At 65.9% G+C, this 21137-nt stretch carries 16 protein-coding genes; 3 read left to right on the top strand and 13 right to left on the bottom strand.

Going from position 1 to position 21137, the window contains the following annotated elements; genetic code table 11:
• The first annotated feature begins 68 nt into the window (after window positions 1-68).
• The gene (locus tag FEM01_RS17955) at window positions 69-1388 is read left to right on the top strand and encodes an LLM class flavin-dependent oxidoreductase (protein WP_138220826.1); all 1320 of its coding nucleotides are present in this window, start codon (window positions 69-71) and stop codon (window positions 1386-1388) included.
• A 236-nt stretch (window positions 1389-1624) separates the two neighbouring features.
• Here FEM01_RS17955 and FEM01_RS17950 read toward each other — a convergent pair whose 3' ends face one another.
• The 13 genes from FEM01_RS17950 to FEM01_RS17880 all read right to left on the bottom strand — a co-directional run bounded on the left by FEM01_RS17950 (window position 1625) and on the right by FEM01_RS17880 (window position 18835).
• A complete protein-coding gene (locus tag FEM01_RS17950; protein WP_138220825.1) occupies window positions 1625-4036 on the bottom strand; it encodes a TonB-dependent receptor plug domain-containing protein in 2412 nt (803 codons plus the stop codon).
• 33 nt (window positions 4037-4069) lie between these two features.
• Window positions 4070-4564 (bottom strand): RidA family protein, encoded by a 495-nt coding sequence (locus tag FEM01_RS17945; protein ID WP_171030987.1) that lies wholly within the window; start codon window positions 4562-4564, stop codon window positions 4070-4072.
• 20 nt (window positions 4565-4584) lie between these two features.
• Window positions 4585-6147 carry a flavin monoamine oxidase family protein gene (locus FEM01_RS17940; RefSeq protein WP_138220824.1) on the bottom strand — a complete coding sequence of 521 codons (1563 nt, stop codon included), beginning with the start codon at window positions 6145-6147 and terminating at the stop codon, window positions 4585-4587.
• A gap of 524 nt (window positions 6148-6671) precedes the next feature.
• The gene (locus tag FEM01_RS17930) at window positions 6672-7766 is read right to left on the bottom strand and encodes an LLM class flavin-dependent oxidoreductase (RefSeq protein WP_138220823.1); all 1095 of its coding nucleotides are present in this window, start codon (window positions 7764-7766) and stop codon (window positions 6672-6674) included.
• 59 nt (window positions 7767-7825) lie between these two features.
• Complete coding sequence (locus tag FEM01_RS17925) at window positions 7826-9160, bottom strand: LLM class flavin-dependent oxidoreductase (RefSeq protein WP_138220822.1); 1335 nt, start codon at window positions 9158-9160, stop codon at window positions 7826-7828.
• Between the two features lie 222 nt (window positions 9161-9382).
• The gene (locus tag FEM01_RS17920) at window positions 9383-11002 is read right to left on the bottom strand and encodes a dipeptide ABC transporter ATP-binding protein (protein ID WP_138220821.1); all 1620 of its coding nucleotides are present in this window, start codon (window positions 11000-11002) and stop codon (window positions 9383-9385) included.
• Window positions 10999-11865, bottom strand: a complete 867-nt coding sequence (locus FEM01_RS17915) for an ABC transporter permease (protein ID WP_138220820.1) — start codon at window positions 11863-11865, stop codon at window positions 10999-11001. Before FEM01_RS17915 ends, FEM01_RS17920 begins: the two co-directional genes overlap by 4 nt.
• Before the next feature lie 280 nt (window positions 11866-12145).
• Entirely contained in the window at window positions 12146-13096 is a 951-nt protein-coding gene (locus FEM01_RS17905; RefSeq protein WP_138220819.1) for an ABC transporter permease, read from the bottom strand.
• The gene (locus FEM01_RS17900) at window positions 13093-14712 is read right to left on the bottom strand and encodes an ABC transporter substrate-binding protein (protein WP_138220818.1); all 1620 of its coding nucleotides are present in this window, start codon (window positions 14710-14712) and stop codon (window positions 13093-13095) included. The genes FEM01_RS17905 and FEM01_RS17900 overlap by 4 nt, the downstream gene beginning before the upstream one ends.
• 146 nt (window positions 14713-14858) lie before the next feature.
• Window positions 14859-15656, bottom strand: a complete 798-nt coding sequence (locus FEM01_RS17895) for a class II aldolase/adducin family protein (protein WP_138220817.1) — start codon at window positions 15654-15656, stop codon at window positions 14859-14861.
• A 17-nt stretch (window positions 15657-15673) separates the two neighbouring features.
• Complete coding sequence (locus tag FEM01_RS17890) at window positions 15674-16618, bottom strand: D-isomer specific 2-hydroxyacid dehydrogenase family protein (RefSeq protein ID WP_138220816.1); 945 nt, start codon at window positions 16616-16618, stop codon at window positions 15674-15676.
• Complete coding sequence (locus tag FEM01_RS17885) at window positions 16615-17748, bottom strand: acyl-CoA dehydrogenase family protein (protein WP_138220815.1); 1134 nt, start codon at window positions 17746-17748, stop codon at window positions 16615-16617. Before FEM01_RS17885 ends, FEM01_RS17890 begins: the two co-directional genes overlap by 4 nt.
• A 169-nt stretch (window positions 17749-17917) precedes the next feature.
• Window positions 17918-18835: a LysR family transcriptional regulator gene (locus tag FEM01_RS17880; protein WP_138220814.1), complete on the bottom strand. Its 918-nt coding sequence runs from the start codon at window positions 18833-18835 to the stop codon at window positions 17918-17920.
• A 312-nt stretch (window positions 18836-19147) separates the two neighbouring features.
• On the opposite strand from FEM01_RS17880, the gene FEM01_RS17875 reads away from it, so the two are divergent.
• Both FEM01_RS17875 and FEM01_RS17870 read left to right on the top strand, forming a co-directional pair.
• Window positions 19148-20113: an ABC transporter substrate-binding protein gene (locus tag FEM01_RS17875; protein WP_138220813.1), complete on the top strand. Its 966-nt coding sequence runs from the start codon at window positions 19148-19150 to the stop codon at window positions 20111-20113.
• A gap of 17 nt (window positions 20114-20130) precedes the next feature.
• Window positions 20131-21081, top strand: a complete 951-nt coding sequence (locus FEM01_RS17870) for an aliphatic sulfonate ABC transporter substrate-binding protein (protein WP_138220812.1) — start codon at window positions 20131-20133, stop codon at window positions 21079-21081.
• Window positions 21082-21137: the final 56 nt, after the last annotated feature.

The following is a 21137-nucleotide window of genomic DNA, read 5'->3' as shown; positions in this document are numbered from 1 at the left end:
AGCGTAAATCCCTGTGGGAGCGGGCTTGCCCGCGAAGGCCTCCCCTTGATTGCAAAGGACTCCCCCGTATGACCCAACGCAAAATCAAGCTCGGCGCCCTGACCATGGGCTGCGGCGGCCCCGGCCGACACAACCTGTGGCTGGACCCCGAACTGCCCGCCGATGCCAGCGTCAACATCGATTGGTACATCGACATCGCCCGTCAGGCCGAGGCCGCCCTGTTCGACCTGATGTTCATCGTCGACAGCCAGTTCATCACCGAGGGTTCGCCCTCGCACTACCTCAACCGCCTGGAGCCACTAACCCTGCTCTCGGCCCTGGCCGTGAGTACCCGCCATATCGGTCTGGTCGGCACCCTCACCACCTCGTACAACGCGCCTTACAATGTCGCCCGCCGGCTCGCCTCGCTGGACTTGATCAGCAAGGGCCGCGCCGGCTGGAACGTGGTCACCAGCGGCGATGCGGGCACCGCCGGTAACTACGGTCTGGACGAGCACTACGACTATGACACCCGCTATGCCCGTGCCCAGGAGCACGTGCAGGTGGTGCAAGGCCTGTGGCATTCGTACGAGGACGACGCCTTCCCCCGCGACCGCGCCAGCGGCCGCTTCCTCGACCCCGCCAAGCTGCATGGGTTGAACCACAAGGGCGAGCATTTTTCGGTGGTCGGGCCGCTGAACATCCAGCGCTCGCCCCAGGGCCAGCCGGTGATCTTCCAGGCCGGTGACTCCGAGCAAGGCCGCGACTTGGGTGCAGCCACCGCCGATGTGGTGTTCACGCATGCCGCGAGCATCGAGCAGGGCCAGGCGTTCTACCGTGACATCAAGGGCCGCGCGGCGCGCCTGGGCCGTGATCCTGAGCAGTTACTGGTGCTGCCGGGCGCTGAGATCTACGTGGGCGATACCGACGAGCACGCCCGTGAGATCGAGCGTCACTACCACCAGGCTGACCACAGCTTCGATCTGGCGCTCAAGGAGTTCGGGCGCAATTTCGGCTGGCACGATTTTAGCCAGTACGATCTGGATGCGCCGTTCCCGCAACAGAGCCTGGAGTTCGCCCGCAGCAGCTTCTTCACCAATGCCAAGCGCATCGCCGACCAGGCCCGCGACAAGGGCTTCAGCCTGCGCCAGGCAGTGGAGTTCGGGCGCCAGCTGCGTCCCGGCGCGTTCGTCGGCTCTGCGCAGACGGTGGCGGCGAAGATGGCCGAGTGGTTCGAGGCGCGGGCGTTGGACGGGTTCAATATCTATATCGGGCATCCTGGGCAGTTCCGTCGTTTCACCCAGGAAGTGGTGCCGCTGTTGCAGGAGCGCGGGGTGTACCGCACAGAGTACGAGGGCAGCACGTTGCGCGAGAGCCTGGGGCTTTCGATTCCGCGCTTCAGTCGCTAGGTACGCGCGAGGGAGGGTTGGCGCGAAGCACGCAACGCGGTGGATGGCACCGGCTAAGCCGGTGTTGATTTGGACATCGCACGACCCTGTAGGAGCGGCCTTGTGCCGCGAAAGGGTCGCGTAGCGGCCCCGACAATATGTGCCTTGGCCGAGATCCCGGGGCTGCTTTGCAGCCCTTTCCGGCCGGTCCGGCGCTCCGGCAAGGCCGCTCCTACAGGTACCGCGCTGTACGCGGTTCAGAAGCTGTACGTCATCCGCCCAAAGTAATACCCCCCGGTAAACCCGTACGGCGAGTACACGCCATACCCCTTGAGCATGGTCTTGCTGCTTGGCGCCTGGCGCTCGGGGTACACATCGAACAAGTTGCGCGCCCCCACCGCCAGTTCCAGGTCCTTGGTCAGCTGGTAGCCCACATCCAGGTCGGTGATCCAGCGGGCCTTGTACTCGCGGTCCAGCGAGCGGTCGTTGGCGGCGTTGACCTCGCGCCAGGAACCATAGCGGGTCAGCCCCAGGTTGACCCGGTAGCGATCCAACCGCCAGTTGGCACCCAGGATCAGCTTGGTGTGTGGTTGTACCTCGGTGAGCAGGTTGCGCGCCTGGCGGTTCATCAGCTCATAGGGGGTGCCGAGGATGTTCACGCTTTCCTTGTAGTCGAGGATCTCGGTGTCGTTCCAGTTGAACGCCGCAGTCCACTTAAGCGTGCCCGCGCGGCCCAGGTCGTGATCGTAGCTGCTCACCAGGTCCAAGCCCTTGGTGCGGGTGTCGGCGCCGTTGGTAAAGTACTGGCCGCCAGAGGTCGAGTCGATGCCGTTGTCCTGTAGCGCCTGGGTGACCTCTGGCCCAAGCAGGGTGCCGGTGAGGGTGATGCGGTCACGCACGTTGATCAGGTAGGCGTCGGCAGTGAAGCTCAGGCGCTCGCTGGGCTGCCAGGTCAGGCCCAGGCTGTAGTGGGTGGATTTCTCCGGTTTCAGCGCCTCGGCACCCAGCGCCTTGGCTGCCGCCGAATCCACCGGCAGCACGCCGTAGTTGATCGACTGGTATACGCCATTGACCACGCCGTAGGTGGTGGAGCGTGCGCTGAACAGGCTGTTGGCCAGTGACGGTGCGCGGAAACCGTTGCTTACCGTGGCCCGCAGCGCCAGTTCCGGGGTGAACTCGTAGCGGGTGGTGAGCTTGCCGCTGCGGGTGGCCCCGATGCCACGGTCGTAGTGCTCATAGCGTACCGCCGCGCCCCAGTACCACTGCGGCAACGGGTTGAAACCCACATCCAGGTATCCGGCATAGCTGTTGCGGCTGGCGCTGGTGGCGTCGTTCGGCGAGATGCCGTTGGTTACCTGGGCGCCGGAGGCGGCGCAGTTGCCGGGCGTAGGGCAGTAGCCGCCGTCGGCCCAACTGGCCCAGTCGCCGGCTTGCACCTGATAGGTGTCGCGGCGTTGCTCCAGGCCCCAGGAAAAATCCAGCGGCTTGCTCAGGCCCACCTCGAAGCTGCGCCGCAGGTCGAGGTTGCTGGTCAATTGCGAGCTGACCCAGGTGCCGGATTCGAAGTGGTTGGGCGTGGCGGCGCCCAGTGATGGGTTCTGGTTGTTCCAGGTGCCCTGGGCCGCTTGGTTGCGCCCGTAGGTACTCGACAGGTCCCAGTCCCAGGCACCGGCCAGGCCCTTGGCGCCGAACGCGGCTTGGTAGTCGTATTCCTCGATGTACCAAGTGGGGGTGTAGCCATAGGGGCGACCGTTGGGGCCGATGGTGACGGTGTTGGCGATGGTCGGCAGACGGAAGTTCTGGCCTTGCTCGGCCTTGCGGTACGACCAGGTGCTGAACGAGTACAGGCTCAGGTCATCTTGCAGCGGCAACTCGGCGTTGTAGCCCAGGGTCAGCAGGTTGATCTTCGGCGTGCCGTAGCCGCCGTAGGTGACCTTGCCCGCCTGCCCGAGCGCCTCGGCCTGACTGTAGCCGTTGGCGCTGGCCTTGTTGTCGTCGTTCTGGCTGCGCGCATCCAGGGCCAGTTGCAGGATGCCGTCGTGGCCGATCTCGAAGCCTTTATTCAGGCTTTGCTGCACGGTCTGTTTCTTGCCGTCGTAGCCTTGGCCGGCAGTGGTCACGGCAGTGCCACGGGTATCGGCCTTGAGGATCACGTTGATCACCCCGGCGATGGCGTCCGAGCCGTACTGGGCAGCAGCGCCGTCGCGCAGCACCTCGACGTGGTCGATGGCGCTGATCGGGATCAGGTCCAGGTCACTCGGCGCGGCACCGGCGTTGATGCCGCTGATGTTCAGCGTGGCACTGGTGTGGCGGCGCTTGCCGTTGACCAGCACCAGCACCTGGGCCGCATTGAGCCCGCGCAAGTTGGGCGCACGGGCCATACCGCTGGCGTCCCAGCCGGTCTTTTCCGGCAGGGTGAGCGACGGCACGCTGGCGCTCAGGGCCTCCATCAGGCCGGGCTTGCCGGTGTCCTGCAATTGCTTGGCGCTGATCACGTCGATCGGCACTGGGCTGGTGGTGACGGTGCGTTTTTCAGCGCCCCGGTTGCCGGTGACGATCACCGTGCCCAAAGCTTGGGCGCTAGGCTCGTCGGCCAGGGTCGGGGAGGTTTGCAACCCGGCGGCAAAGGCCACGGGGAGTAACGAGGCAGAGGTAAAGACTGGCTTCATGCACGCTGTTCCTTGTTGAGCGGGGTGGCGCGCTCAAGGCGCCTTGGCCGCGATCGCGTCGATTTCCACCAGCGCACCTGGCAGTGGCAAGGCCACCACCTGCAAGGCGGTGCGGGTCGGGGTGCGGGGTTGTTCGGCGGTGGCGAAGAATTCGGTGTACGCCGCTTGCAGCCCAGCAAAATCCAGTGCGCCACCGTTGGCGGGATCGCCCACCAGAAACACCCGCAGTTGGACGATGTCGCCCAGATCCAGCCCTTGGCTGTGCAACGCTGCGCGCAGTTTTTTCAGCACCGAGCGGGTTTGCGTCTCGGTGTTGCCCAGGGCTGCGACGCTGCCTTTGGGGGCCTTGGGGTCGGCCACATCCGGCAGGGTGCCGCTGATGAAGGTCAGCTGGCTGCCAGCCGGCAGCGTGACCAGTTGCGAGATCGGGAAGTTCGAGCCGGGTGGGGCGACACGCTTGATGGCGTCGGCCTGGGCGTTGAGGGAGAGGGACATGAGCACTCCGGCAAGCAGAAGAAGACGAGGCATGGGCAGGTTTCCTGAAGGGGTCAGGCGGCAGCGCCGCGGGTGGTCTGGCTGGCGTGCCGGGCGATCAGGCTGACCACGCGGCGTGCGGATTCGGCGGCGCTGTTCTGCCAGATGCCGACCCCGCCGTGGGCCAGCGCATCGCTGGCCAGCCAGGTGCGGCCCTGGGGCTGGTTGAGCCGGTCGTAGCCGGGCTGGGCGACCTCGTCGTGGACGATCCAGGGCGCTTCGCTGAAGGGGATCTTCGACCAGTTCACCACCACCGGCCGGCCAAGCTTCTGGCTGTGGCCAGGGTGCAGCGACTCAACGGCCTGGCGCGACGAGGCAATCTGCGCCTGCAGTGGTTTGGCGGCGAACTGCTCGGCCACGCTGCCGGTGTTGTAGGTGGCCACCAGGACGCCCTCGGCGCTGTTCAGGCGGTCGCTGGGATACCACAGGGTACGCGCCTCGTGGTTGATGTAGCTGAGGCCGCCGTAGATCTGGAAGTCGGTCTCCCAGAAGCGTGGTGATTGCCAGGCGACCTTGTTGGCCTTGTCGCCCTCGGCACTGGCGATGGCCTGCTTGAACGGCGCATCGAAGTTGTTCGGCAACTTGGCCAGCAGCGGTAGGGGCAGGGTGACGATGGCGTAGTCGGCGTGCTCGACGTGCTGCTGGCCGCTCTTGCGGTCACGCCACACCACCTTGCTGCCGTGCTCGCCGGTCTCCACGCCCAGCACCTCGGCGCCCAGGCGCACGCTGTCCTGGACCTTGCGGTAGAACGCCTTGGGAATCTGGTCCATGCCGCCCACCGGTTGGAACATGGTCGAGGAGAACTCGGGGATCTCGTCGAACACCAGTGGCAGCAGCAGGTTGCTGTCCAGCAACTGCTCCAGCGGCACCGGTTGACGCTGGATCGGCGTCTGGTCGCCGGCACCGGCGAAGCGGGTGTAGCCGGCGCGTACCGAGCCGCGGTACTGCTGTTGGCTGTCGAGGTCGCCGTAGACCTTGAGGAAGTCCAACAGCGCTTTGCGCTGGCCACTGTCGAGTTCAGCATCCAGGCTGTTGCGGTTGACGCTGCGCGCCAGCAGCTCGCTGAAGTGTCCACGGGTGTCATTGACCGCCTGGCGCAGCAGCAGCGGCGGGCGGGCAAGATCGGGTTGGGCCAGGGCGTTGCGGCTGCTGTTGACCAGCACCTGCAATTCGACGCCAAGCTCGCGGCAGTAGCCGAGAATGGTCAGGTGGTGGCTGGGCAGGCGCGCAGCGCCAGCATTGAAGAACTGGCCTTGGTCGAACTCGACGCGTTGGCTGCTGCCATCGTTGTGTTCGATACGGTCGCCTTGGCGCAAGGTCCAGACGCGGCCGCCGACCCGCTCGCGGGCCTCCAGCACGATGACCGAAAACCCCGCCTTGCGCAGCTCGTAGGCCGATACCAGCCCGGATATGCCTGCGCCGACAATCACCACGCGCTTGCCGTTGCCGCCGTTGGCAGCCAGTTGCAGGGGTTCGAAGGTGGCGGCCAGGGCGTTCTGCCCCAGCGCGCCGAGTGCCGCCGAATAGCCGCCAATGGCGGCGAGGCGGGCGATCAGATCTCTACGGGACAATCCCATGTCACGGTCTCCGAGAAGGTTGGTTCGGATGTGCGCAACAGGGCAGGCGGACGCATGGCGAGGCCCGACGACGGTTGGCACGAATCCATTTGCCTCCGCCATGTCGGGGTCGGTTTACAGAACTTAATGGTCTTTACGGGGGTTGTGAAAGGCTATTTTGTTCTAAGTTAATTATGTGTTTTTGTGATTTTATTTTTCTTATAAAATGTAATTAGTGCATTTAATGGTTTCGAGCCGAAAGCAACGGTTGTCTTAAGACATGTGCCAAGGCTGGCAACCATTGCCTGACAGGTTTGGTACGTTGCAACAGATGTGGGAGATCACCCAGCCCTTTGGGCTGCGCTGTCGCGCAGAGAACTGATTTCGCAAGCGCTCCGCGTACCCTGTGGGAGCGGCGGTTCGGCGCCCCGACTTGCCCGCGAAGCAGGCGACTCGGTGAATGGCACCGGCTTTGCCGGTGTTCGCGGGCAAGCCCGCTCCCACATCTGTACCTGTCAGGCCATGGTTGTCAGCCCTGGTACAAGTCAGGCTCTTCGCTGATCGCGCGCAGACTCCGTTTGCGCCACCAGCGCCTTGATTCGGGGAATCAGCTCCTGCCCGTACTCCACCGCATCGCGCAGTTGGTCGAAGCCTCGGAACAGGAAGGTGCTCACCCCCAGCTCATGGTAGGCATACGCCGCCTCGGCCACCTGGTCTGGCGTGCCCACCAGTGACGTGGAGTTGCCGGCGCCGCCGCCGAGCGCGGCGATTTCGGTCCACAAGCGGGTGTCGTGCACCTTGCCGGCCAACTGCACCAGCCGCTCGGAGCCGACGTTGCTCTTGCCGAAGTTCTTCTCGCGGCGGTTGCCCTGGCGGATCCCGATGCGCTGCTTGGCATCGGCCAGAATGCGTTCGGCACGGGCCCAGGCCTCGTCCTCGGTGGCGCCGAGGATCGGTCGCAGCGACAGGCTGAAGCGGATGTGCTTTTCGCGCCCGTAGCGGGCGGCAGCCTTGCGCACCTTGGCGATGCGCTCGTGCACCTGCTCCAGGGGCTCGCCCCACATCATGTACACGTCGGCGTGCTTGGCGGCGACCTCCACGGCGGCATCCGATGCGCCGGAAAAGTAGATCGGCAGCTTGTCCACCGGCTTGACCAGGGTCAGGTTGTCTTCGACGCGGTAATGCGCACCGTGGTGGTCGAACGGCGCGGTCTGGGTCCAGGTGTTGCGCAGCACGTCCAGGTACTCGTCGGTGCGCGCGTAGCGCGCGTCCTTGTCGAGGAAGTCACCGTCGCGCTGCAAGTCGCCGCTGTCGCCACCGGTGATCACGTTGATCGAGGCGCGGCCACGGCTGAGCTGATCGAGGGTGGCGAACTGACGGGCGGCAAAGGTCGGCGCCTGGAAGCCTGGGCGGTGCGCCACCAGCAGGCCGATGCGCTCGGTCAGCGCGGCCACATAGCTGGCCAGGATCATCGAGTCGGGCGCGCTGGTGTTGACCGCCAGCAGTGCCTTGTCGAAGCCGCCGTACTCCTGGGCCTGGGCGAACGCCTTGATGAATTCCAGGTCCACCAACGGACCGCGAGGTGCCTGTGATTCGCTGCCTTCCTGGGGCCCGATGAGGCCGATGAATTCGAGGGTCATGGAGCAAACTTCCTTTTATGGGTTCATGGGCAGGGGGCCGCCAGGCGGCCCCGGCGATCTCACGCCACCGCGCTGTGCTCGCGGCGCAGGGTGTTGCGGTTGGCCGGTACCGGCAGCTCGAAGTTGTCGCGCAGGGTGTTGCCGGTGTATTCGCTGCGCACCAGCCCGCGCGCCTGTAACAGCGGCACCACCAGCTCGGTGAAGTGCTGCAGGCCATCGGGCAGCAACTGGTTGATGATGAAACCGTCGGCGGCCTCGTGCTCGAACCAGTCCTGCAAGGCGTTGGCTACCTGCTCGGGAGTGCCGACGAAGTCACGACGCGGGCGTGAGAAGCGCAGCGCCAGTTCGCGCAGGGTCAGTTGCTCGTCACGGGCCAGTTGCTTGAGCTGGTCGGCGGTGCCCTTGTGGCTGTTGTCACCCAGGCTGCCCAGGTCAGGGAAGGGCGCATCCAGCGCGTGCTGGCTGAAGTCGTAGTCGTTGAAGGGCCGGCCCAGGGCAACGAGGGCATCCTCGATGCTCACCAGATCCACGGCCTGCTGGTAGCGGCGCTCCACCTCCTGCTCGTCGCGCCCGACGATGGGGCGGATACCCGGCAGGATGAACAGCTGCTGCGGATCGCGGCCATGCTTGGCGGCGCGTTGCTTGAGGTCCTGGTAGTAGGCGCGGGCATCGCTGAACGACTCGGGGCTGACGAAGATCGCATCGGCGTTTTGCGCGGCAAAGTTGCGCCCGTCCTCGGACACCCCGGCCTGGAAGATCAGCGGCTGGCCCTGGGGCGAGCGCTGGATGTTCAGCGGCCCCTTGACCTTGAAGAACTCGCCCTGGTGGCCGAGGGTGTGCAGCTTGTCGGGGGCGAAGAATTCACCGGACTGTTTATCGCGGGTGAACGCGTCGTCCTCCCACGAATCCCACAGGCCCTTGACCACTTCGACGTGCTCGCGGGCGATGCGGTAGCGCACGGCGTGTGGCGGGTGTTCGGCCTTACCGAAGTTGTCGGCGGTGCCCGACAACCATGAAGTCACCACGTTCCAGCCGGCGCGCCCGCCGCTGATCAGGTCCAGCGATGCGAACTGGCGGGCGACCTGGAAGGGCTCGGTGTAGCTGACCGTGACCGTGGCCACCAGGCCAATGTGCGAGGTGACGGCGGCCAATGCCGAGAGAATCGTCAGCGGCTCGAAACGGTTGAGGTAGTGGGGGCTGGAGCGGGCATGGATGTGCAGGCTGTCGGCGATGAAGGCGAAGTCGAACTTCGCCGCCTCGGCCAGTTGCGCCTGCTGTTTGTAGAAACTGAAGTTGACGCTCGCATCGGCGAGGGCGTCTGGGTGACGCCACTCGCCCCAGCCGTGGCCGACACCGTGAATCATCGCGCCGAGTTTGATGTGTCGCTTGCTCATGGGGAGTCCTTCTGCAATCAGGTGATGGAGGCCTCCGCCGGGTGTGGGGTCGGACTGGTAAGGGGGACGTTAGCGTGGGGGAGAGGGGCTTGTGAAAGGCTTTGTGGTTCTAAGCTAATTATGTGTGAGGCTGATATATATTTTTATTACTATGCAATTAATTGATTTTGATTGGCGTGGGAGCGGACCTGCGCCCACGCGCCCCGGCCATTCGGGCAATGGCTACACTGCCACCGGCAGCACACTGCGCGAATGCCCAGGTATCGCCGCGATCAACTCGCGGGTATAGGCACTGGCCGGTCGGCTGAGCACCTCCAGCGCCGGCCCTTGCTCAATCACCAGCCCACGCCGCAGCACCAGCACCTGGTCGGCCATGCTGGCCACCACCGCCAGATCGTGGGACACCAGCACATAGGCGATCCCCAACTCGCGTTGCAGCTCATCGAGCAGCGCCAGGATCTGCGCCTGCACCGACACATCCAGCGCGCTCACCGGTTCATCCAGCAGCAACACCTCCGGCTCCAGTGCCAGCGCCCGGGCGATGGCGACCCGCTGGCGCTGACCACCGGATAGCTCACGGGGCAGGCGGTCAAGAAAGTGCACCGGCAACTGCACCCGTGCGATCAGCTCGCGGGCCTTGCGCTCCAGTGCCTGGCCCTTGAGCACGCCAAACGCCACCAGCGGCTCGACGATACTGTCGAACACCGTGAAACGTGGGTCGAGCGCGGCGAAGGGGTTCTGCTGGACCAACTGGATCCGCCGACGCAGCGGCCTGAACTGCCGCCAGCTGTAGTGGGTGACGTCCTCGCCGGCAAACTCCACGCGCCCCTCGCTGGGCCTCTCCAGCCCCAAGGCGATACGCAGCGCGGTGCTTTTACCCGAGCCTGACTCGCCGACGATCGCCAAGGTTTGACCGGCCCTGACCTCCAGGCTCAGGTCGTGCAGGGCGGTGAACGGCTCGGCTTTGCCTGGCAGCGCAAAACGCTTGCCGACATTGCCCAGGCGCAACAGCGCTGTTGCGCCGTGGCCCGTGCTTGGTCGCTGGCGCGGCACGAATGCGGGCGCGGCGGCGAGCAGGTCGCGTGTGTAGGGATGCGGGGTGCCCCACAGCACCTGGCGCGGCGAGGCGTGCTCGATTTGCTCGCCGTGTTTCATCACCAGCAGGCGGTCGGCGCGATCACAGGCCATGCCCAGGTCGTGGGTGATGATCAGCAACGCGATGCCGCGCTCGGCCACCAGCTGTTGCAGGTGGTCGAGGATGCGGCGTTGCACCGTCACATCCAGGGCGCTGGTGGGTTCGTCGGCAATGATCAGGCGTGGCTCGCCGGCCAGTGCGATGGCGATCAGCACCCGCTGGCGCATGCCGCCGGACAGTTCGTGGGGGTACTGGCGGGCGCGCAACGCCGGGTCGTCCAGGCCCACTTGGGCCAGTAGTTCCAGCACATCGGCGTCCAGCCCCGGATAGCGCCGGCCACGCGCCAGCACCAAGGCTTCGGCAATTTGCTGGCCGATACGCAGGGTCGGATTGAGGCTGACCATCGGGTCCTGCGGTACCAGCCCGACGGTGCGCCCACGCAACTGGCGCCTGGCTTGTTCGCTGGCCTTGGCCACATCGACCCCGGCGACCAGCAACTGGCCCTGATCGATCTGCGCATTGCCTGGCAGCAGGCCGAGCAGTGCATTGGCCAGGGTCGACTTGCCCGAGCCGGACTCGCCGACGATGGCCAGTGTTTCGCCCTGCTTCAAGGTGAACGACAGCTGGCGCACCGCCTGGGTACGCTGCCCGGCGAAGTGGTAGCTGACGCTGAGGTCACGGACCTCGATCAACGCGGGTTGGCTCATCGGGCATGCTCCTCGACGCTGCGCGCCAGGTGATTGAGGCTGAACACCACGGCCACCACGAACAACCCCGGCAACAGGGACACCCACGGCGCGGTGATGAGGAAATGGCGACCATTAGCAATCAGCGTGCCCCACTCCGCTGCCGGTGGCGCGGCGCCAAAGCCCAGGAAACTCAGGCCCGCCGTGGCCAGGATGGCGGCGCCGACGTCGAGCGTGGCGAGTACCGCCACCGGCCCCCAGGCGTTGGGCAGCACATGGCGCAGCAGGGTGCGTACCCAACTGGCGCCGCCCAGGCGTGCGGCCTCGACATACGGCAAGGTCTTGATGCGTAGCACCTCGGCGCGGGTGGTGCGGGCAAAGCCCGGAATGATGCCGACGCCCACGGCGATGGCCACCGGCACCGTGCCGAAGCCGATGGCGGTGACGATGGCCAGGGCCAGCAGCAAGCCGGGCAAGGCCAGCAGCACGTCGATCAGGCGCATCAGCACCGCGTCCAGGCGGCCACCGGCGAAGCCGGCCAACACCCCCAGGCCCAGGCCGCCGACCAGGGCGATGGCCACTGCCAGCAGTGCGGCCTGCATGCTCAGGCGCGCGCCATACACCACCCGGGTGTAGAGGTCGCGGCCCAACTCGTCGGTGCCGAACCAGTGGGCCAGGCTCGGGGTGCTGAGCTTGTCGGCGGGGGAGGTGGCGTAGGGGTCGAAGCTGGTCAGCAGTTGCGGCGCCAGCGCCGCCAGCAGGGCGAACAGCACCACCAGCAGGGCCAGACTGAAACCGGGGCGGCGCAGCAGCGGGGCGGTAGCCTGTTTCAGGCGTTGCCAGCGGCTGCGGCGTTGCCAGGTGCCGGTGTCATGCGACGCCACGAAACCGGTTGAATTGGCAGGGCCCTGTGGGAGCGGGCTTGCCCGCGAATCAGGCGACTCGGTGCCTGGCACCGGCTTTGCCGGTGTTCGCGAGTGAACTCGCTCCCACAGGATACGTGTGGCATCGGAAGTGATGCCGGTGTCAGGGGGCGCTAAAGAGCCCGTTTTTTGTGGGAGCGGGTTTACCCGCGAAACAGGCGACTCGGTGTTTGGCACCGGCTTTGCCGGTGTTCGCGGGCTAGCCCGCTCCCACAGGGTACGCGTGGTATCGGAGGTCATGTCAGCTCACCTTGGCGGTATGGGTGATGCGTGGATCGAGCCACGGGTACAGCAGATCGACGATCAGGTTCACCACCACGAAGGCGGCGGCAGACACCGCGACGATGGCCAGGACCACCGGGATGTCCTGGCGCAACACCGCTTCCTGGGCCAGGCGGCCGACGCCGTTGCGCGAGAAGATGGTCTCCACCAGCACCGCGCCGGACACCGTGTTGCCGACTTGCAGGCCAACCAGCGTGAGCAACGGCAGCGCTGCATTGCGCAGGCCATGGCGGGCCTGCACCTGGGCCCGACTCAGGCCCTTGGCGAAGGCGGTGGCAATGTACGGCTCCTGCCACACGCCCTGAAAGCCGCGTTGCAGGACCTGGGCGTATACCGCGGCGCTGGGGATGGCGAGGGTGATCGCCGGCAGCACCAGGCTGGCCAGACCCTGGCTGCCGGTAGCCGGGAACCAGCCCAGGCCAAAGGCGAATACCTGGATCAACAGTAGCCCCATCCAGAACACCGGCACCGAGAAACCCAGCGACGGCAGGCGCGTCAGCGCGGTCTTGAGTGGGCGCCATTGCAGGTAGGCGGTCAGGTAGGCGAGGCCTACACCGCCGAGCAGCGACAAGCCTATCGCCAGGCCTGCCAGCGCCAGGGTCTGCGGCAGGCGCTCGGCCAGCAGCGCGGTGACTGGCCGGCCGAGCGACAGAGACTGGCCCAGGTCGCCGTGCAGGGCGCGCCAGAGCAGGTCGAAATACTGCTCGAACAGGCCTTTGTCCAGCCCGTAGTAGGCGCGGGCCTTGGCCAGGTCTTCAGGCGACAGGCCGTCGGCCTCCATGCCCGAGGCACTGAGCATGATCGCCAAGGTGTCGCCGGGCAGCAGGTAGAGGATGAAATAGCTGATGGTGTAGGCGCCCCACAGCACCAGCAGCGCCTGGCCGATGCGGCCGATCAGGTAGCGTTTCATGGCTGGCCGACCTGGATGTCGCTGAGGAAGGCAAAGCCTTCGGCGGTCCAGCGGAAGTCCTTGACGCGCGGCGCGGTGGCCGCCTGCCAGACCCGCTCGTACAGCGGGAAGGCTGCTGCTTCATCCACCAACAGGTCCTGCAATTGGCCGTAGGCGGCGGCGCGTTGTGTGTCGGCGGTGGCGGTGATACCGCTGTCGAACAGCGCCTGGACCTTGGGCAGGGTGTGCGGCTCGTAGCTGTTGGTGGCCAGGGTCGCGCTGTTGGCGGCGCGTGGGTCGAGGATGGTTTGCAGGATGATCGGATCGGCGCGGGTCATGTAGGTTGAGGTCAGGTCGTAGTTGCCCGAGGTGTTGCCGGCGACCCACTCGGCGCGGGTCAGCACATTGAGCTTGAGGTCGATGCCGACCTTGCGCAGCTGATCTTGCACCAGCACATCGCCTGCGCTTTCGGCGGGGGTGAGGTTGTAGCGCAGGGTCAGGCGCTGGCCGTTCTTGTGCCGGTAGCCGTCCTCGCCCTTGTGCCAGCCAGCGGCTTCGAGCAGTTGCTCGGCGCCCTTGGGGTCATAGGCGAGCTTGTCGGCCTGGGCCTTGAAGTACGGCGTGGTCACGTCGTACACGCCGCTCACCACCGGGAACTCGGCGTTGTAGACGGTGTGCGCGTAGCTGGTGCGGTCAATGGCCTTCTGCAAGGCCAGGCGCACCTGGCGATCGCCCAGCAAGCGGTCGTTGCGGGTGTTGGGGTAGAGGTTCAGTGCAGGCCCCGGCAGTGAGCGGCTCTGGATGGTCGCGCCCTTGGACTGGAACAGCTTGAGGTCGACCTCCGAGAACGGGTTGCGCGGCCACAGGATGTCGGCCTTGCCTTGCAGGAACAGGCCGTTGCGCACGCTTTCCTCGGGGATGTAGCTGACCTGCACCCTGTCCAGGTGGGCGGCGCCGCGGTTGCGCACGTTGGCCGAGGCCCAGGCGTAGTCGGCGCGCTTGACCAGCTTGGCGCCGACTTCCGGGGTGTAGTGTTCGAGCACGAACGGGCCGGTGCCGATGATCTTGCCCAGCGAGCGCTCCTGGGCTGTCAGCCGGTACGAGGCGGGCGCGAGGATTGCCAGGTTGGTGGTGGAGGTGGCTTGCAGGAAACCGGCGTTGGGCTTGGAAAGCACCAGGCGCACGGTAAAGTCGTCGACCACTTCGGCGTGATCGTAACCGGCCAGGTAGGTGGCGCCGAAGGTGGCTGGCAGCTGGGTGGCGAAGGCTTTGTTGCTGTCGAAGGCGGTCTTCACCGCGTGGGCATCGAAGCGCTCGCCGTTGCTGAAGGTGACGTCCTGTCGCAAGTGGAAGGTGTAGCTCAGCGCATCGCTGGCAACTTCCCAGCTGTTCGCCAGCCACGGGATGATGCGGCCGGTGTCCGGGTCCTGGTCGGTGAGCGATTCGGCAACGTTGCGCAGCAGAACGCGGTGCTCCAGCCAGTAGACCTGGAACGGGTCGACGCTGACCAAGGTGGTGTTGTCGCCCCAGAAGGCGATGTTGAGGGTCTTGCTGGCCGAGGTGTCGTCGGCGGGGGAGCAGGCATTGAGGGCCAAGGCCAGGGCGCCGATGGCGAACAGGCGGTGCAGTGGGGGCATGGGGTGGTCCTTCATTGGAGTTTGGGTTGCCTGTACCGGCCCTTTCGCGGGTAAACCCGCTCCCACAGGTACGGCGCTGCTGGCGAGAGCGGTGAGATCCCTGTGGGAGCGGGTTTACCCGCGAAGAGGCCAGTACAGGATCTCAGTCAATCCTGGTAATCGCGCCCCTCCCGTTCCAGCTGGCGAATCAGCGCATCCCAGTGCCGCTGGATACCCTCGCCCTGGCCATCGGAAAACCGCTTGGACTGCTCATGCACCTTGGCGATTGCCGCAGGCGTCGCATGCAGCAGCTGATCATTGCCCCCGGCCTGCGCTGCCACTTGGATGTTGCAGGCCCGCTCCAACCCATGCAGTTCACGGAACGCGTGCTCCACGCTGATGCCGCCGGTGAGCAGGCCATGGTTGCGCAGAATCAGGATGTTGCTTTGGCCCAGGTTGGCCACCAGCCGCTGCTGCTCGTCCAGGTCCAGCGCCACGCCTTCGTAGTCGTGGTAGGCCACCCGGCTGTAGTAGGCCAGGGCGTGCTGGGAGATCGGCAGCAGACCGTCGCGCTGAGCCGAGACCGCCGCGCCGTCACGTGTGTGGGTGTGCAGCACCGCTTTGAGGTCGGGGCGGGCACGGTGGATGGCGCTGTGGATCACGTAGCCGGCCTGGTTGATGCCCAGCCCCAGCGGGTCGTCGATGAGGGTGCCATCGACATCCACCTTGACCAGGTTGGAGGCGCTGATTTCATCGAACAACAAGCCAAAGGCGTTGATCAGGAAATGCTCCTCCGGGCCCGGTACACGGGCTGAGAAGTGCGTGTAGATATGGTCGGTCCAGCGCAGCTGGGCGGCCAGGCGGTAGGCGGCGGCCAGCTTGACGCGGACCTCCCATTCCTCGGCGCTGACCCGCTCGCGCACGCTGGGGGAGGGGCGAGTGGTGACGGCAGACAGTGAACTCATGGTGTGCTCTCCGGTGATCAGTAGCCGCGTGCAGTATCGACCAGGTTCGCCAAGGGCGCCTGCTCGCGGTAGCGGTGGAAGTTGGTGATGAACGCGTCGAGGAAGGCCGGGTAGCCTTCATCGGATATGGCCGAGGTATGCGGTGACAGGAACACCCGTGGGTGCTGGTACAGCCGATGGCCGGCCGGAAGTGGTTCAGGCTCGGTGACGTCCAGGCTGGCGCGGCCTATCAGGCCGCTGTCCAGGGCGTCGAGCAGCGCCTGCTGGTCGAGCAGGCCACCGCGGGCAATGTTGATCAGATGCAGACCGGGGCGGGCGTGGGCCAGTACCGCATGATCGATCAGCCCGCGCGTGGCGGGGGTCAGCGGGGCTGCCAGGACCAGATGATCGCTACCGGCAAACAGCTCGCGCAGATCGGCCGCGCGCGTCACCCCTGGAACCTCGGCGATGGGCTGGCCGGGGCGGCTCAGGGCCAGCACGCGCATGCCGAGAGCCAGTGCCTTGCGTGCCAGGCACTGGCCGATGCTGCCAAAGCCCAGAATGCCCAGGGTGCGCCCGCGCACTGGGGCCAGCGGGGTCAAGCGCCAGTCAGCGTCCTTGACCCACAGCCCAGGCAATTGCTTGGCCGCAGCGAACACCAAGGCCAGGGCGAACTCGGCTACGTGCTCGGCGTTGGCGCCTTTGCCGCTGGTCACTGGGGCGCCGTTGAACACCCAGTCTGGGTAGAAGTCGATGCCTGAAGACACCAGTTGCACCCACTTCAACCCCCACGGCCAGCCGGCTGGTGGCGTGTCGACGCGCGCCCCGCGCACGTTGATCGGGCGCAGGATGAACACGTCGGCAGGTACGTCCAGGGCCAGTTGGCCGGGGGCGATGTCGATGACCTGGTGATCGACCAACTGATCGCGCAAGATCTGGTTGGCCTGGGCGTCGAGCTGGCTGGCGATGATCGAATGGCTCATGCCGCCACCTCCGTCAGCGCGGCGCGGCCGACTTGGCCGAATACCACGTCGTCCTGAGGGGTGTGGATGCGGCTGCACAGCACGTCGCGGTAATGCCGCTCCAGGGGGTTGCGCCGTGACAGCCCCGGATTGCCGGCGGCCTCGACGGCCAGTTCCACGGCCTGGATGGCATTCGCGCTGACCAGGTGCTTGATCTGCCCGGCATGGCGCGGGTCGATGTGCCCGGCGGCGGCCGAATCGAGCAGGCTCTGGTTGGCGAACAGCAGGGTGTCGATGCGTCCGAGTACCTCCTGGAAGCGTGGCAGACTGGCCAGCGGCGCGCCGAGGTTGGATGGCGTGCGCGCGCTGAGAAAACCGGCCAGCCAGTCGCGCGCGGCACGCGCCACGCCGTCATACACCGCTGGCAGCAATACGCCCATCCACAGCAGCCCTTCGCCATCGAGTTCGGCGCGCGGCGCGCTGGCGGGGCTGACGCTGACGGCGTGGTCGAGGGGGATCAGCACGTCGTCGAAACGGACTTCGTGGCTGCACGTAGCGCGCATGCCGAGGTGATCCCAGTCCTCGACGATGCGGATGCCGGGGGTGTCGCGGTGTACCAGAAAACCACCCACCAGCGGATCGCTGTCGTCGCTGCGGCCCCACACCAGGTACCAGCTCAGGCCGTGGCTGCCGGTGGAGTAGATCTTGCGCCCGCTCAGGCGCCAGCCTTCGGCGCTGCGCCGTGCGACGGTGGCCGGCAGGCCGCCACGCGCGGGGGTGCCGAGTTCGGGTTCGACGCGCAGGGCGTTGATCAACGCGCCGTGGCGCACCGCCTCTTCGGCGACCCGCTGGCGCAGGTGGGCGGGCCAGCGTGCGTCGTCTTGCAGGCGAAAGTGTTGCAGGTACTGCATCACCAGGATCAGCGCGGTGGCCGGGTCGCCCTTGCCGACTGCGCCGATCACCCGGCGCGCGGTAACGAGGTCCGCACCGCCGCCGCCCAGGGCACGCGGTACGGTGAGGGCCAGCAAGCCGTGGCGCTGCAGCAGGTCGAAGTTGTCGTGTGGGAACTGCGCGCTGCGGTCGTAGCGCTCGGCATTGGCCGCAAGGGCCTCGGTAAGCTCGGCCAGGGCGCTGTCGGAAGGGTGACTCATGGGGGTTCATCCCTGAATGACGGTGTGTGGCTAAGACCGTATTCGTATGAATGAACCCTGTAAAAGTCTTTTTGGTTCTATGCTAATTATCAGTTTTGAGAATTTATTGGTTTTTTGTTATGCAAATTTTGCATTTATTGCCTGGGGCCACCAAGCGGCCCCAGTGCGCTCAACCCAGCAACCTGTGCCCCGCCACTTCGCCGAACAACTCCACCGGCTCTTGCAGATTCCCCAGGTAGCGCGGATGGAACAGCCACAGGTCCACCTGCGGCTTGAAGTCACTGACGTTCAGCACCTCCAGCGCATCCCGGTGGCGGCTGGCCAGCAGCAGCGGTTCGGGCACCAGCCCCAGGCCTTGGCCGTTGGCCACCAGCCCCAGGCCTTGGCCGTTGGCCACCAGCCCCAGTTGCAGCTCGGTGCCAAAGGTCTCCAGGTTGATCGAAAGGCTCAGCCCCTGTTCGCTCAGCGCCCGCTGCAAGCCGGCGCGGAAACCACAGCCATCAGGGTTGAGCACCCAACCACGGGTGTAGCAGTCGCGCAGCTTGTAGCTGCGCTTGCCGGCACTGCCCCTGGCCGCCACCACTTTGAGTGGCATGCGCGCGATGGACTGGCTGGCGATACCCTCGGGGAAGATCTTGCCGGGCGGAAACAGCGCGGCGGCGGCGTCCAGCTCGCCGTTCTGCATGCGTGCAATCAGGCTGCTGCCCCAGCCGCTGCTGACCTGGGTACGCAACTGCGGATAGACCTCGCGGATTTGTGCCAGGGCATCGAGCAGCACCACGTCGCCTAGGGTTTGCGGCACGCCCAGGCGCAGCGTGCCGGAGGGCGCGCCGTCATTGGCCACCAGTTCGCGCAACGAGTCGATCTCGCGCAGGATCGCCTTGCACTGCTCGTACACCCGCAGGCCCATTGGGGTGGGCTTGAGCGGTTTGGTGTTGCGGTCGAGCAGGGTCGCGCCGAGGTCTTGCTCGAAGTTCTGCACGCGGCGGGTGATGGCCGGCTGAGTCAGTTGCAGGGCCTCGGCGGCGAGGTTGGTCGACTGGCAACGAATGACCGCCACGAAGGCGTCCATGTCATCGATTTTCATGTTCGGCGCTCACGCAAGGGAACGAAAAAATAAGGTATTAGCATAATCTTGGTTGTATGTAATGCCATAGATTCCTGTGGGAGCGGCCTTGTGTCGCGAAAAGGCTGCGTAGCAGCCCCAGGATCTCGGCATCATGCGAAATTTCTGGGGCTGCTACGCAGCCCTTTCGCGACACAAGGCCGCTCCTATTGGGGGCTCTATGTTTTGCATATTAGGTTATTCCTAAAATCACTTTTTGTTATTAATCGCTTCTCGCTACAGTCGCAGCTTCTGGGCCGCAAGACGCCGCCCGCCACGACCCCGAGGAGCGCCATGTCCATCTATTCGAAGTTGCTGACCCTCGCCGCAGCCGTGCTGCTGGCCAGCCAGGCTGCCGCCAGCGAGCGCCTGACCCTGCGTATCGGCGACCAGAAGGGCAACATGCGCGCCCAGCTGGAAGCGGCCGACGCCCTGCGCGATCTGCCCTACGACATCCGCTGGGCCGAGTTTCCTGCCGCCGCCCCCCTGGCCGAGGCGCTCAATGCCGGTGCCATCGATGCTGGGATCATTGGCGATGCGCCGTTGCTGTTCGTGCTGGCCTCCGGGGCGCCGGTCAAGGCCATCGCGGTGGACAAGTCCGACCCTTACGGCACCGCATTGCTGGTCCGCCCGGAGGCACCCCTGCGCAGCGCAGCCGACCTCAAGGGCAAGCGCATTGCCACCGGACGCGGCTCGATTGGCCACCACTTGGCGCTCAAGGCACTGGACCAGGCCGGGCTGAGCGAACAGGACGTGGAGTTTCGCTTTCTCGGCCCTGTAGACGCCAAGATCGCCCTGGCCAACGGCTCGGTAGACGCCTGGTCGACCTGGGAGCCCTACACCGCATTGGCCGAGTTGAGCGGGCAGGGGCGGGTGCTGGTGAACGGTCGTGGCCTGTCCAGCGGCAACAGCTTCCTCGCCGCCACCGACAAGGCCCTGGGCGAGCCTGCCCGACGCGCCGCGTTGCAGGACTACCTCAACCGCCTGGCTGGCGCTCAGGTGTGGGCCAACCAGCACCTGGACAGCTACTCCAAGACCCTGGCCGCGATCATTGGCTTCCCCGAGGAAGCCGCACGCCTGCAATTCGAACGGCGCCAACTGCGTTGGCAAGTGATCGAGCCACGCACCGTGGCCGAGCAACAGGAAACCGCCGACTTCTACCACGCCCACGGCCTGATGAATCAACGCCTCGACGTAGCCCCGACCTTCGCCAGCGGCTTTAGCGTGCCGAGCAACGCCACGCTGGCCGCGCAACCCTGACCTGGAGACTCGCCCCCATGACGTTCAAACCCCTGCGCCGTGTCGCCCTGGCGCTGCTGGCCAGCGCCTTGCTGCCGAGCCTTGCCAGTGCCGAGCAGACCTTGCGCATCGGCTACCAGAAATCCTCGACCCTGCTGACCCTGCTCAAGGCCCGCGGCACCCTGGAGCAGCGCCTTCAGGCTGAAGGCATTCGCATCAGCTGGCACGAGTTTCCCAGCGGCCTGCCGCTGTTGGAGGCGTTGAACCTGGGCAATGTCGATGTCTCGGCCGATGTAGCCGATACCGTGCCGGTGTTCACTCAGGCCGCTGGCGCCAAGCTTACCTATTTTGCCCGCGAGACCCCGTCGCCCAGCGCCCAGGCGATCCTGGTGCCGGCGGACTCGCCGCTCAAGACCCTGGCGGATCTCAAGGGCAAGCGCGTGGCGGTGACCAAGGCAGCCGGCAGCCATTACTTGCTGATCCAGGCCCTGGCCAAGGCCGGACTCAGCTTCAAGGACATCACGCCGGCGTACCTGATCCCTGCTGACGGGCGTGCGGCCTTCGAGAACCACAAGGTCGATGCCTGGGTGACCTGGGACCCCTATGTTGCCAGTGCGCAGCGTCAGCAGAACGCACGGATTCTTGCCGATGGCCGGGAGCTGGCCAGCTACCAGCGCTACTACCTGGCCGGCAGCGACTACGCCAAGGCGCATCCCGAGGTGCTGGAGCAGGTCTACCAGGCTTTGCGCGAAGCAGGGGTTTGGGCCAAGGCCAACCCGGTGGCGGCGGCGCGCATCCTCGGTCCGCTGTGGGGCAACCTCGACAGCGCCACGGTGCAGCAGGCCAATGCGCGGCGCAGCTATGACGTGCAGCCGGTGAAGGCTGACAACCTGGCCGAGCAGCAGCGCATCGCTGATGCGTTCTATCGCGAAGGGCTGCTGCCCAAGGCGGTGGATGCGCGGGCGGTGACGTTGTTCGAGCCAAAATGATCGCCGACCAAATCCACCGCTGTACCTGTAGGAGATCACCCAGCCCTTTGGGCTGC

This window comes from Pseudomonas mosselii, assembly GCF_005796105.1.
GTDB classification, from domain to species: Bacteria; Pseudomonadota; Gammaproteobacteria; order Pseudomonadales; family Pseudomonadaceae; genus Aquipseudomonas; species Aquipseudomonas mosselii_C.
This window is presented reverse-complemented; position numbering and strand designations above follow the sequence as displayed.

What these genes read in the sequence shown, in the direction of transcription:
- FEM01_RS17945 (WP_171030987.1), bottom strand. Translation starts at nt 4,564, where the DNA reads ATGCCTCGTCTTCTTCTGCTTGCCGGAGTGCTCATGTCCCTCTCCCTC.
- FEM01_RS17890 (WP_138220816.1), bottom strand. Translation starts at nt 16,618, where the DNA reads ATGAGCCATTCGATCATCGCCAGCCAGCTCGACGCCCAGGCCAACCAG.
- FEM01_RS17905 (WP_138220819.1), bottom strand. Translation starts at nt 13,096, where the DNA reads ATGAAACGCTACCTGATCGGCCGCATCGGCCAGGCGCTGCTGGTGCTG.
- FEM01_RS17900 (WP_138220818.1), bottom strand. Translation starts at nt 14,712, where the DNA reads ATGCCCCCACTGCACCGCCTGTTCGCCATCGGCGCCCTGGCCTTGGCC.
- FEM01_RS17925 (WP_138220822.1), bottom strand. Translation starts at nt 9,160, where the DNA reads ATGAGCAAGCGACACATCAAACTCGGCGCGATGATTCACGGTGTCGGC.
- FEM01_RS17870 (WP_138220812.1), top strand. Translation starts at nt 20,131, where the DNA reads ATGACGTTCAAACCCCTGCGCCGTGTCGCCCTGGCGCTGCTGGCCAGC.
- FEM01_RS17875 (WP_138220813.1), top strand. Translation starts at nt 19,148, where the DNA reads ATGTCCATCTATTCGAAGTTGCTGACCCTCGCCGCAGCCGTGCTGCTG.
- FEM01_RS17930 (WP_138220823.1), bottom strand. Translation starts at nt 7,766, where the DNA reads ATGACCCTCGAATTCATCGGCCTCATCGGGCCCCAGGAAGGCAGCGAA.
- FEM01_RS17880 (WP_138220814.1), bottom strand. Translation starts at nt 18,835, where the DNA reads ATGAAAATCGATGACATGGACGCCTTCGTGGCGGTCATTCGTTGCCAG.
- FEM01_RS17895 (WP_138220817.1), bottom strand. Translation starts at nt 15,656, where the DNA reads ATGAGTTCACTGTCTGCCGTCACCACTCGCCCCTCCCCCAGCGTGCGC.
- FEM01_RS17950 (WP_138220825.1), bottom strand. Translation starts at nt 4,036, where the DNA reads ATGAAGCCAGTCTTTACCTCTGCCTCGTTACTCCCCGTGGCCTTTGCC.
- FEM01_RS17885 (WP_138220815.1), bottom strand. Translation starts at nt 17,748, where the DNA reads ATGAGTCACCCTTCCGACAGCGCCCTGGCCGAGCTTACCGAGGCCCTT.
- FEM01_RS17920 (WP_138220821.1), bottom strand. Translation starts at nt 11,002, where the DNA reads ATGAGCCAACCCGCGTTGATCGAGGTCCGTGACCTCAGCGTCAGCTAC.
- FEM01_RS17940 (WP_138220824.1), bottom strand. Translation starts at nt 6,147, where the DNA reads ATGGGATTGTCCCGTAGAGATCTGATCGCCCGCCTCGCCGCCATTGGC.
- FEM01_RS17955 (WP_138220826.1), top strand. Translation starts at nt 69, where the DNA reads ATGACCCAACGCAAAATCAAGCTCGGCGCCCTGACCATGGGCTGCGGC.